A 12,517-nucleotide genomic window follows, 5' to 3' on the forward strand; every position below is an offset into this window, starting at 1 on the left:
AGAACTACAGAGAACAAGACATAACCCTTCAAGAACATGCACTTATAACTTTATTAATCAAATGGAGGTAAGAACTATGGAAGACAACAAGAAAGATTATAGCGACTTCTTTAAGTCGCAGAACAACAATAGCAATAACAACGATGGCGTAAATCGAAATGATTCTAATCATCAAGACCCGCAAGACCTGCAAGATCCACAAGATCCTAACAAAGCAAGACCGTCCTACTATTATTCGTATGGCCCTTACAAGTCGGCTTTTAACGAAGAAAACGAAGGACATTCGCTAACAACTTCTTCGTCGGGTACTGAAGGAACTTCCAGTGTTGAAGTTACTCCTCCTAAGAACTTGCGTCCTTTCAGTTTTGGACCGGAAGCAGGCGCTCCGCAAGGCTCGGGACCCTGGGATCCGAACGCAAAAAAGCGTTCATCTGTGAAAAGCATTTTCGCGGCTTTCATGGCAGGCGCCTTGGTCGTAGGCGCACTTATGTTCAGCGCTGATAAAATGAATTTGTTTACTGGCAATCAGCCTCTAGCTTCGGGCAGCTCCACAGCAGCTGCAACGAAGAGCGGAAGCAGTAACGGAGGCGAAGTGAAAAATGTTGGGCTTGATGTTGTTCGCCCGGGAAACATTTCAGCTATTGCACAGAATGCTGGACCTGCAATTGTTAAGGTTGAATCTCTTGTGAAGCCGAAGCAAACAAGCCGTGGCGGCAACTCCCTCTTTGATGATCCGTTCTTCCGTCAATTCTTTGGGGATAATGGCGGCGGCAACACAGCGCCTAAGAGTAATCAGAATAACTCTGGAAGCGGCGAACTGCAGCCAGCAGGTATGGGAACAGGGTTTATTTTCGAAAAAACCGGATATATTTTAACCAATGAGCACGTTGTTGACGGCGCTGATGAAATTCAAGTTACGGTTGAAGGTTATGATAAGCCATTTAAAGCTAAATTGTTAGGTAACAGCTACGATTTGGATTTGGCTGTTCTCAAAATCGAAGGCGATAAAGAGTTTCCAATCCTCCCACTTGGTAAAGCTGAAGATGTGAATGTTGGGGATTGGGTTGTTGCTATCGGTAATCCATACGGCTTCGACCACACGGTTACTGTAGGTGTGCTTAGTGCGAAGGAGCGTCCTATCAGCATTCCAGATGCGAAAGGAACTCGCGAGTATAAGCACTTACTGCAAACGGACGCATCCATTAACCCTGGTAACTCCGGCGGACCTTTACTGAACTTGAATGGTGAAGTTATTGGTATTAATACGGCGGTTAGTTCTCAAGCGCAAGGAATTGGTTTCGCCATTCCTACTAGCACCATTTCTTCGGTTCTTGAAAATCTTAAAAATAATGTTCAAATTCCTAAAGAACCCGTTCCTTACTTAGGTGTAGGTCTACAAGATATCGGTAAAGACTGGGTAAGTGAATTGAAGCTTTCGAACACAGATGGGGCATTAGTTGGCAGCGTTCAACGTAAAAGCCCTGCTTTCCAAGCGGGTCTGCGTCAATACGATGTCATTGTAGACATTAACGGAACCAAGGTGAAAAATTCGCAGGAATTGATTACTAAAGTTCAGGCATCGAAAGTTGGCGACAAGGTTACTTTGGGACTTATTCGAGACGGCAAGCGCATGGAAGTACCGATTACAGTTGGGGATAAAAATGCGTTAGCAGAGACGCCTGCCCAACAATAAAAGAGTTGAATAAAGGTTAGTTCGGAATAAAAGGAAGTGGAGTCCCGCGGCCGCAAGCTTGCAGGCTCCGCTTCTTTTTGCTTGGATAGCTGAATTTGTTACAATGGTTGATAGAAGGGTGGTTTCGTCGATGAGAGAGAACATAATGGTTATTGATGATGATGAGAAAATTACGTCTATGTTGAGAAGAGGTTTGGCCTTTGAAGGATATTCGGTCATCACTGCCGCCAACGGTTCGGATGGCCTCAAGCAAATGTTGACAGCGGAACCGCATCTGCTGATCTTGGACGTCATGATGCCGCATATTGATGGCTGGGAGGTCGTTCGTCGAGTGCGTGAAAGCGGCAGCGAGGTACCGATTCTTATGCTTACAGCCAAAGATGAAATCAGCGATCGCGTGAAAGGCTTGGATCTCGGTGCTGACGATTATTTGGTCAAGCCGTTCGCGCTTGAAGAGCTGCTGGCTAGAGTACGTGTACTTCTTAGAAGGAGAACGGAGCGTCCTGAGCAGCAGACGAATAGATTGAGTTATGAGGATACAATCTTGGATTTGGATACACGTGAGGTTTTTCGCGGCGAGAAACTGATTGAGTTAACAACCAAGGAGTTTGACTTACTTCACTTGTTCATGCAGAATCCAAAGCGTGTCCTTTCACGGGATATTATTATGGAAAAAATATGGGGCTACGATTATAGCGGTGAATCCAATGTTTTGGAGGTTTATATCGCGCTGCTGCGTCAAAAGACCGAAGAATATGGCCATAAACGATTGATTCAAACGGTGCGGGGGGCAGGTTACGTATTGAGAGGGGAATCTTAATATGTCACTTCGCTTGCGGCTAACGCTTTGGTATTCAGGTATTTTGGCTCTAACTATGCTGCTCTTCGGCATTGTTCTTTATTTTTTCTTGAATTATTTCCTATACGATCAAATTCGCCAAGATGTGAAAAGGGAAGCGAGCAATACCTCTTTGCGTATTCAAAAGAGCTTCGCCCTTTCACAGAAGGGACTCGTTGTTGATCTGGAACTGGAGAGTAGAGATTTCTACTCTACGAATACGTTTCTGCAATTATATAATATTGCACTCAAAAAATTTAATCGCTCGGCTAACTTACAATTCTATGATGTTACATTGCCTTTAGCGAAAAATACGATTGATAAATTAATGAATGAGGATGGTTTTTTCGAAAAGACCAAGGTACTGGGGCAAGACTTCCTCATCTACAATCAAGCGATCAGGTCTGATGACCAGAACCAACTCATCGGGGTTCTTCAAGCTGCTGTACCGATTGGCAGTTATGAAAAAACGTCCGTTACCCTCGGGTATACGCTGATGGTTTGGGCATTACTCACGATTATTGTGGCAGCTTCACTTGGCTGGTTCTTGGCGCGTAAGGCGCTCAAGCCGATAGAACGCGTCATTGACGCCGCGAATCAAATAGGAAGCAGCGATGATCTAGAGAAGCGTATTCAATATGACGGTCCACTTGATGAGATTGGACGCTTGACGGAGACGATTAATGGAATGCTCTCTCGGATTGAGATCACCTATCTGGAATTAGATGAAGCATACCGCGCTCAGCGCAGATTCGTATCGGACGCTTCTCATGAGCTGAGAACACCGCTTACAACAATTCGAGGAAATGTCGACTTGTTAGAAAAGATGTGGAAGCAAACTTCGGGGAGTACAGAGCTTGCTACGCCTGATCAAATGCAAATGTCACTCGAAGCTATGCATGATATCGCAGGTGAAGCACAGCGAATGAGCAGACTAGTCAATGATCTTCTGGCTCTGGCGAGAGCAGATGCCGGCGTTCTTATGGAAAAGAGGCCAGTTGAGATCATGCCGCTCGTTCAAGAAGTGGTAAGGCGGGCTCAATTGCTCGAGCATACCGCAGATTGGCAAGTGGGTGATCTAGATGCACTAGAACATGCGGTTGTGCAAGGGAACCGGGATTACTTGCAGCAGCTGTTGTTTATTTTCATCGAAAACGCGTTCAAGTATACCCCAGTTGGAACCGTAAGATTCGAGGCATCGAGAACCGATAGCTTTATAGGTATTCGGATTGCCGACACCGGGATAGGCATGGATAAAGAGGATGTTCCTCATATTTTCGATAGATTTTATCGCGCAGATTTATCCAGGGGACTGACGTCTGGAACTGGACTTGGATTATCGATCGCCAAATGGATTATAGATGAACACGGTGGGTCTATTGAAGTGACAACGCGCAAAGACGAAGGAAGCACCTTTATGATTTGGCTTCCAGCAAACTTTCCTCTCCCTGTATAATCAGCTATAATGAAAGAAAATAATGATTTCTTAGGCAGGTGGAAGAAATGGAAGTAGTCCGAATATCACCCAGAGGCTATTGCTATGGCGTTGTAGATGCTATGGCGCTTGCTATGCAAACTGCTAAAAACTTAAATCTTCCCAGACCTATTTATATATTAGGCATGATTGTTCATAATGCGCATGTTACTGATTTCTTCAAAGAAGAAGGTGTCATCACCTTAGATGGTGAGAACCGGCTTGAAATATTAGAACAAATCGAAACAGGGACGGTCATTTTCACAGCTCACGGGGTCTCTCCTGAAGTAAGACGCCGAGCTCGGGACAAGGGTTTAACTGTTGTGGATGCAACCTGCCCAGATGTGACGAAGACACACGATTTAATTCGAGAAAAAGTAGCCGACGGCTATGAAGTTATCTATATCGGGAAGAAAGCTCATCCTGAGCCTGAGGGCGCAGTAGGTGTAGCGCCTGACAAGGTGCATCTCATTGAAAAGCTTGAAGAGGCCGAACAACTAAATATTAAATCCGAACGTATTATTATTACTAACCAGACAACAATGAGCCAATGGGACATTAAGCATATTATGAATCGATTACTGGAACTATTCCCAAAAGCTGAGATCCATAATGAGATATGCCTAGCCACACAGGTTAGACAAGAAGCGGTAGCTGAACAAGCGAAGGAAGTTGATTTAGTTATCGTAGTTGGAGATCCAAAAAGTAATAATTCGAACCGCTTAGCGCAAGTTTCAGAGGAAATTGCAGGCGTTAGAGCGTATAGAATATCTGATATCACTGAGCTTAATAGCACGTGGTTAACCCATGTACGCAAGGTCGGTGTTACATCTGGTGCTTCGACACCAACACCGATAACCAAAGAGGTAATTTCCTATTTGGAGGCTTATGATTTAAAAGATGAAACCAGTTGGGATATTACGCGTACTATTAATATGAAGAAGCTCATTCCGGCTGTTAAATCCAAAGTGGCTAGTAGTGAGTGATCCTTATTTATTCCACAGGGCGGGATTGAGACCAGCATGCAAAGCACTCAGAAGGTGAAAATGATGAAAGTGAAAGCTCGCTACGATTGGAAAAGCATGAAGCGCTGGTTTAGATATAAATATTTACTTCTCTTACGTGCCAAAGGTGGTCCTTCTAAGGTAGCACGCGGCTTTTCAATTGGATTGTTTGTAGAGATGTTTACACTACCTACAGCCGGTTTTGCATTCGCTCTTATCTTTCCGTTGGTTTATTTATTAAGAGCTAATTTACCTGGAGCGTTAATTGGATTTGTGTTTGGAAAAGTGATTTATATTCCATTCTCGATTCTCAATAAGCAAGTGGGGGATTGGTTGGTACCGAAGCACTTTAAGATTTATCTGATCCATCATTTACCCCACATGCTTTCTAACATTATTAGAAGTGGTTTAGATTTGATTGTAGGCGGTATGGTGGTTGGGCTGATACTCGGAATTATTGCTTACTTCCCAATTATGCTCTTACTTAAATACCATGCGAATCGCCGCAAAGAAAAACGTAGAATCCGTAAAGATCAACTTGCGCCTTCGAATACAAATGAATAGCAAATAAATTAACGCTTGACGAAAACTCGTCAAGCGTTGTATATTTACTTTAGCGGTTAAAAGCGTAGAAGCGAACAAGCGTTGAAGTATTCAAGTGATTCAACCCATATAAATAAGGAGCGTGTTTAAGATGATCGCCATTACATCCAACAAAACGTCAGATGAGCGTATTCAGGAAATTGTACAATTTATAGAAAAGCAAGGTGTTCAAGCTCACGTCTCCAAAGGTGAGGATCGCACAGTAATCGGAATAATCGGCAAGGCCGATCCTAAATTAGCTGAACAGCTGCGTCAAATGTCAGGAGTGGAGCAAGTCGTGAAAATTTCAAAGTCGTATAAATTAGCAAGCCGTGACTTTCATCCGGCAGATACCGTTATCAAAATTAAAGGTGTTGAAATCGGTGGCGAGCAGCTTGTTGTTATGGGCGGCCCTTGTGCTGTAGAAACGCCAGAACAGATAGATGAGATCGCACGTTTAGTGAAAGCAGCGGGAGGTCAAGTTCTTCGCGGCGGCGCATTCAAGCCAAGAACAGGTCCTTATAGCTTCCAAGGTGTTGGCGTAGAGGGCTTGATCATGATGGCTGAAGCGGGTAAGAAGCATGGACTTCTTACTATTACAGAAGTTATGACTCCTGAGTATGTTGATGTATGTGCCCAATACGCGGATATTTTGCAAGTAGGCACACGTAATATGCAAAACTTTGATTTGCTTCGCAAGCTTGGGACTATTCAAACACCAGTACTGCTTAAGCGTGGTTTCAGCTCCACTTACGATGAATTCTTGAATGCTGCTGAATATATCCTTGCTGGCGGTAACCCGAATGTTATGCTCTGTGAACGCGGAATCCGAACATTCGAAACGTACACTCGGAATACACTAGATTTATCGGCTATTCCGGTTCTTAAGCAATTGAGCCATCTTCCGGTAATCTCAGATCCGAGTCATGGTACTGGCCGTAGAGAGCTTGTTGTTCCTATGACTAAGGCATCTGTAGCCGCAGGAGCAGATGGTTTGATCATCGAAATGCACACAGATCCAGACAATTCAATGACTGGGGACGGCGTTCAGTCCTTGTTCCCGGATCAATTCGCTAATTTACTTGTTGATCTTGAGAAGCTAGCTCCGCTGCTTGGTAAAAAGTTTGATACACATAAAGAAGTTATCTTGGCTTAACGGTAATAGTTCTAAGATGACTGGCTTCCTCGAATGAGGAAGCCAGTTTTCCTGTTTATGGATATAAGACGGACAAATATGTGAATTAGTGTGAGCATAGCTTACACATCTTTAAAAAATACCTGACATAAGTATTGACTGTGTAAGCTTAATCGCTATATAATATGTGCAAGATAACAACCAAAAGTTGAACATTAATCATGCAAAGTACGTTGAATGTACGGAAATGGGAGGGTTTTTAAATGTCAGTTCAAAACGTGTTGAACCTTATCAAGGAAAAAAACATCGAGTGGGTAGATTTTCGTTTCGTAGGTCTTTCCGGTAAAGCCCACCATATTTCTTTGCCTGCAACAGAAGTAGATGAAGAAACTTTCGTAAATGGGGTAGCTTTTGATGGTTCCTCCATCGCGGGATTCCGTGGTATTGAACAATCTGATATGGTTATGATGCCAGATCCAGAGACTGCTTACGTAGATCCTTTCACTGCTCACCCAACTTTGGTCATTATGAGCAACATTCATACGCCAGAAGGCGAACGTTATGATCGCGATCCACGCAGCATCGCTCAAAAAGCAGAAGAGTATTTGCAAACAACAGGTGTTGGTACAACTGCATTCTTCGCTCCTGAGTCCGAGTTCTTCATTTTTGACGATGTTCGTTATGAGAACGGCATGAACAAATCCTACTTCGAAGTTGACTCCGAAGAAGCAGGTTGGAATACAGGCCGCAAAGAAGAAGGCGGAAACCTAGCTTATAAGGTTCCAGTCAAAGGCGGTTACGTTCCTGTAGCTCCAGTTGACTCCCAACAAGACATTCGTTCCGAAATGTGTAATAAGCTTGCTGACGCAGGTCTTCGTATCGAACGTCACCACCATGAAGTGGCTACAGCTGGTCAAGCTGAAATTAACTTCCGTTTTGACACATTGACTAAAACAGCAGATAACCTGCTCAAATACAAATATATCGTTGCTAACACGGCTAGAGAATACGGTAAAGTAGCAACTTTCATGCCTAAACCACTGTTTGGTGATAATGGTAGCGGTATGCACGTTCACATGTCCATCTTCGATGGCAGCGAGCCTTTGTTCTATGAAAAAGGAGCATACGCAAACCTGAGTGAAATGGCAATCAACTATATCGGTGGTATTCTTTACCACGCACCTGCATTGATCGCATTGACAAACCCAAGTACGAACTCCTTCAAACGTCTGGTTCCTGGTTACGAAGCGCCGGTTAACCTTGTATTCTCCAAAGGTAACCGTTCCGCAGCAGTTCGTATTCCAATCGCAGCGGTGACACCTAAAGGTTGTCGTATCGAATTCCGTACACCGGATAGCACGGCTAACCCATACCTCGCTTTCGCAGCAATGCTGATGGCAGGTCTTGACGGTATCAAAAAGAAAATCGATCCGCGTGCTCTTGGATACGGTCCTTTCGATACAAACATCTATGAAATGTCCGATGCAGAGAAAGCTGAAATCCGCAGCGTTCCTGGTACATTAGATGAAGCTTTGGATGCTCTTGCAGCTGATTCCGACTTCTTGATCGAAGGCGGCGTATTCACACAAGATTTCATCGATAACTATATCGAATTGAAGCGTGGCGAAGCGAAAGCTGTAGCTATCCGTATTCACCCACACGAGTACAACCTTTACTTCGATTGCTAATTCTTTAGCACTTATAAATCAATAACATACGAGCTGCTTCTTCCATAGATTTCTATGGAGGAGGCAGTTTTTTCATTTTTTCGATACTAATACTCTTTTGATAATAATTATAATTAGCGGTGTATTTTGATGGGAGTTGAGGTATAATGAATGCATGAATCAGATCTGGAAGGAAGATTAATATGAAAATTACCATGATAGCAGGAAGTAATCAGAGATCAGCGACAAGCACAAGACTTGCTGAATATATCAAGCATCTTGCGACCCAAGAGGGCCACGAGGTGACGTTGATTGACTTGTATCTAACACCGGTCCCTTTCTATACACCAGATGATGCAAACGCGGGGCACGAAGCTCTAGAGAAATTAAAAGAAGCTATGCTTAAAGCAGAGGGGATCGTACTGGCAACACCGGAATATCATAGTGGAATTTCGGGTGTTTTGAAAAACGCGCTTGATCATTTGGGACAAGACCATTTCAGCAACAAGGTTGTCTTATCTGTAAGCTCAGCAGGCGGAGCAATTGCTGTCAGCTCTCTGACGCAGCTGCAGACGATTGTACGCAATCTGCATGGCATTAACTGCCCAGATTGGCTATCTATTGGAGGCGACCAGCGGAAGAGCTTCCATCCGGGTGTCACCTATCAAGATATCCATCCAGATGTCGATAAACGTGTTCGTCGTGTAGTTGGTTCATTCCTCGAATTGATCAAACAATTGGCAGTTAAACTGAAATAAAAGTTTCCGATAACAATACGCCATTAAATATATTATGAGTAACGCAAAGTGTAAACTACGCTTTGAGTTGCTCATTTTTTATGTTTAATAACAGGCTGTGATGATTTGGGATTCTCTTTACAGAGACGTCCCGATCTGCTAAGATAACCACAATTAATTGTCAACCTAAACAATGATTTTAAGTTGACAATTAAATATATGGATGGTGATCATTGTGACAACGGATTACGAGCGTCTTGCTGCAATCAACAAGTCGCATTTATGGCATCCTTTTACTCAGATGAAAGACTACAACAACGCAGATCCTCTCATTATCGAACGTGGTGAAGGTATCAGGCTTTATGACGCCCAGGGAAGAGCTTATTACGACGGTTTCTCGTCAGTTTGGCTTAACGTACATGGACACAACGTCCCGGAGTTAAATCGAGCGATTGCGGACCAGTTAGGGCGAGTCGCCCACTCCACCCTTCTAGGAATGGCCAATATACCGGCAATCGAACTTGCAGAGAAGCTGGTAGGGATCGCTCCGAAAGGGTTAAACAAAGTATTTTATTCGGATTCAGGAGCAACCGGTGTCGAGATTGCGATCAAAATGGCATTTCAATACTGGCACAACCGGGGAGCACGGGGAAAAACGACGTTTATTACGATGAATCAAGCGTACCACGGAGATACAATTGGCGCGGTTAGTGTCGGTGCAATACCGCTGTATCATGATGTGTTCCGTCCCATGCTGTTTCCATCGCACGTCATTCCATATCCTTACGCTTATCGCCATGAAGGCGGTGCCGCAGAAGCATTGGAAGGTACGCTAACCCTACTTCGTAAGTTGCTCGAGACGAGAGCAGATGAGATCGCGGCTCTTATTGTGGAGCCGATTGTGCAAGGAGCCAGCGGAATGATTGTTATGCCGCCGGGCTGCTTACGTGAGATGGCAGCACTCTGCCGCAAGTATGACGTACTGCTTATTGCCGACGAGGTCGCAACCGGCTTTGGTCGTACAGGCGCTATGTTCGCCTGCGATCTCGAAAGCGTATCACCTGATTTAATGGTGGTAGGGAAGGGGCTGACAGGTGGCTATTTGCCTGTGGCAGCGACACTTGCAACGGATGAGATCTACGAGGCGTTTTATGCGGATTACCATGAGCAGAAAACATTTTTTCACGGTCATTCCTACACGGGAAACCCACTTGGCTGTGCCGTTGCTTTGGCCAGTTTGAAGCTGTTTGAAGAGCGCAAGATCATTGAAGGAGTTAGAGCTAAGGCGTCCTTTGTCGAGAATAAGCTCGCAGCACTTAAGGAGCGACCGCATATTGGTGACATCCGGCAAAAGGGATTGATGATCGGAATCGAGCTCGTACGTGATAAAGGTTCTCGTGAGCCCTACGATTGGGTAGAACGAATCGGCGTTCGTACGAGCATGAGGGCCAGAGAGCTCGGGATGCTGACGAGGCCGCTAGGCAATGTGATTGTTTTCATCCCTCCGCTTGTCAGCACAGAAGCTGAGCTTGAATCGATGATAGATATTTTGGCTGAATCGATTGTAAACGTCACAGAAGGCAGCCGGGCTTTATGAACAAAATGGACATGGGACCGATAAACGGGTTATTTATAACAGGCACGGACACCGGCGTTGGGAAGACAATGGTGACGGCAGCCATCACCGCTGCGCTTCGCGCCGAAGGATTGAACGCAGGTGTATGGAAGCCGGTACAGTCCGGTGCTCTTCTTGGCAGCGGAGTTACCGATGCTGAACGGCTGCTGCAAAGCACGGGAATCCAGGAGACGCCAGAGGCGGTGGCGCCATTTACATTCGAAGCTCCGCTTACTCCGATGCTCGCCGCAAAGCGTGCTGGTGTGACCTTAACGCTGCAGGAGCTTATCGCCGCTGGTGAACCTCTCACTAAACGTTATGAAGCGCTGCTCATTGAAGGTGCTGGCGGTGTCGCAGTTCCGCTGACCGATGATGCTCTCGTAGTGGACTTGATTTCAGAGCTTCATATACCGGCTCTAATTGTAGCCCGTTCCAGCCTTGGCACGATTAACCACACGCTTTTGACGGCATCATTTCTGCGGCATCACGGAATCCCGATTGTAGGCGTCATAATGAACGACGGCGAATTAACGGAGCCGCATAATGATCCTAGTGCGGATTCGAATGCAGAACTTATCGAGCATTATAGCGGTCTTCGAGTGCTCGGCCGATTTCCCCATTTGCAAACCAATGCGAATTCAGAAACTTTGATACATACCTTACACAAAACGATACAACTCGCACCCATCAGACAGGCTCTGAATAATAAACGATAGCAAATGTTTACGAGAGAGCTTTCCTGGGAAAGCGTTAAGGAGGACGATAATGATGGAAATTATTGCTGCCGATATGGAATGGCAAGCGCTTGCCCAAAAAGCGTTGAGTGGGGAATGTTTAACATTAGATGAAGGGCTATCTGTACTAGAAGCCGACAATGATGAGGTACTGCCCTTGCTGCAGGCTGCATTTAAAGTGAGAAAACATTTTTATGGTAAAAAAGTGAAGCTGAATATGATCATTAACGCCAAAAGCGGCCTTTGTCCCGAGGACTGCGGCTATTGCTCACAATCCATTGTTTCGACGGCGCCAGTAAATAAATACACCTTGCTCGATAAAGACACGCTGCTTGCCGGCGCACGTGAAGCTATGGCACGCAAAGCTGGAACTTATTGCATCGTAGCTGCCGGAAAAGGTCCGACAGATAAGGAACTAGATCAAGTGGTGGATGCGGTTAGAGAAATCCGTGAAACGATGCCGCTAAAAATTTGCGCATGCCTGGGCATTTTGAAGGATGAGCAAGCCGAACGTCTTGCGGAAGCGGGCGTACATCGCTATAACCACAACTTAAATACCAGCAAAGCCAATTACCCATCTATTACTACGACCCATACCTATGACCAACGTGTTGAAACAGTGGAAAAAGTAAAAACGTACGGCATGTCACCCTGCTCTGGTGTCATTATCGGCATGGGCGAGACGAATCAGGAAATTGTTGAAATGGCTTATGCGCTTCGCGATATCGATGCGGATTCGATTCCGATTAATTTCCTAAATGCGATTCCAGGAACCCCTTTGGAACATGCAGGCCGCACGCCGTCGATGAAAGCTTTAAAGGTACTGGCTCTGTTCCGTTTCACCTGTCCTTCTAAAGAAATCCGAGTAGCGGGCGGTCGTGAGGTCAACCTTCGCACGCTGCAGCCGCTATCGCTGTACGCTGCAAACTCACTATTTGTTGGTGATTATTTAACAACAGCAGGCCAAGAGGTTGGAACGGATCATCAGATGATTGAAGATTTGGGGTTTGAGATTGAATTAAGTGCCCTTTAAGGTGG

At 45.1% G+C, this 12,517-nt stretch carries 11 protein-coding genes; all 11 read left to right on the forward strand.

Annotation, left to right across the window (positions count from 1 at the left end):
- Window positions 1–76: 76 nt before the first annotated feature.
- The 11 genes from G519_RS0107375 to bioB all read left to right on the forward strand — a co-directional run bounded on the left by G519_RS0107375 (window position 77) and on the right by bioB (window position 12,512).
- A complete protein-coding gene (locus tag G519_RS0107375) occupies window positions 77–1,693 on the forward strand; it encodes a S1C family serine protease (protein ID WP_029194127.1) in 1,617 nt (538 codons plus the stop codon).
- Window positions 1,694–1,823: 130 nt separating this feature from the next.
- Window positions 1,824–2,513: a response regulator transcription factor gene (locus tag G519_RS0107380; protein ID WP_029194128.1), complete on the forward strand. Its 690-nt coding sequence runs from the start codon at window positions 1,824–1,826 to the stop codon at window positions 2,511–2,513.
- 1 nt (window position 2,514) lies between these two features.
- On the forward strand, window positions 2,515–3,987 hold the full coding sequence (locus G519_RS0107385; RefSeq protein WP_029194129.1) for a sensor histidine kinase: 1,473 nt from the start codon (window positions 2,515–2,517) through the stop codon (window positions 3,985–3,987).
- Window positions 3,988–4,034: 47 nt separating this feature from the next.
- Complete coding sequence (locus G519_RS0107390) at window positions 4,035–4,991, forward strand: 4-hydroxy-3-methylbut-2-enyl diphosphate reductase (RefSeq protein WP_029194130.1); 957 nt, start codon at window positions 4,035–4,037, stop codon at window positions 4,989–4,991.
- Between the two features lie 60 nt (window positions 4,992–5,051).
- Window positions 5,052–5,573: a DUF2062 domain-containing protein gene (locus tag G519_RS0107395; RefSeq protein ID WP_307720124.1), complete on the forward strand. Its 522-nt coding sequence runs from the start codon at window positions 5,052–5,054 to the stop codon at window positions 5,571–5,573.
- Between the two features lie 130 nt (window positions 5,574–5,703).
- On the forward strand, window positions 5,704–6,747 hold the full coding sequence (aroF, locus tag G519_RS0107400) for a 3-deoxy-7-phosphoheptulonate synthase (RefSeq protein WP_029194132.1): 1,044 nt from the start codon (window positions 5,704–5,706) through the stop codon (window positions 6,745–6,747).
- 242 nt (window positions 6,748–6,989) lie between these two features.
- The gene (gene glnA, locus G519_RS0107405; protein WP_029194133.1) at window positions 6,990–8,414 is read left to right on the forward strand and encodes a type I glutamate--ammonia ligase; all 1,425 of its coding nucleotides are present in this window, start codon (window positions 6,990–6,992) and stop codon (window positions 8,412–8,414) included.
- 182 nt (window positions 8,415–8,596) lie between these two features.
- Window positions 8,597–9,151 carry an NADPH-dependent FMN reductase gene (locus G519_RS0107410; protein WP_029194134.1) on the forward strand — a complete coding sequence of 185 codons (555 nt, stop codon included), beginning with the start codon at window positions 8,597–8,599 and terminating at the stop codon, window positions 9,149–9,151.
- Between the two features lie 202 nt (window positions 9,152–9,353).
- Entirely contained in the window at window positions 9,354–10,727 is a 1,374-nt protein-coding gene (gene bioA / locus G519_RS0107415) for an adenosylmethionine--8-amino-7-oxononanoate transaminase (RefSeq protein WP_036632298.1), read from the forward strand.
- Window positions 10,724–11,461 (forward strand): dethiobiotin synthase, encoded by a 738-nt coding sequence (bioD, locus tag G519_RS0107420; RefSeq protein WP_029194136.1) that lies wholly within the window; start codon window positions 10,724–10,726, stop codon window positions 11,459–11,461. The genes bioA and bioD overlap by 4 nt, the downstream gene beginning before the upstream one ends.
- Window positions 11,462–11,513: 52 nt before the next feature.
- Window positions 11,514–12,512 (forward strand): biotin synthase BioB, encoded by a 999-nt coding sequence (bioB, locus tag G519_RS0107425; RefSeq protein WP_029194137.1) that lies wholly within the window; start codon window positions 11,514–11,516, stop codon window positions 12,510–12,512.
- Window positions 12,513–12,517 lie beyond the last annotated feature (5 nt).

Origin of the sequence: Paenibacillus alginolyticus DSM 5050 = NBRC 15375 (genome assembly GCF_000422905.1) — a bacterium.
GTDB lineage: Bacteria > Bacillota > Bacilli > Paenibacillales > NBRC-103111 > Paenibacillus_E > Paenibacillus_E alginolyticus.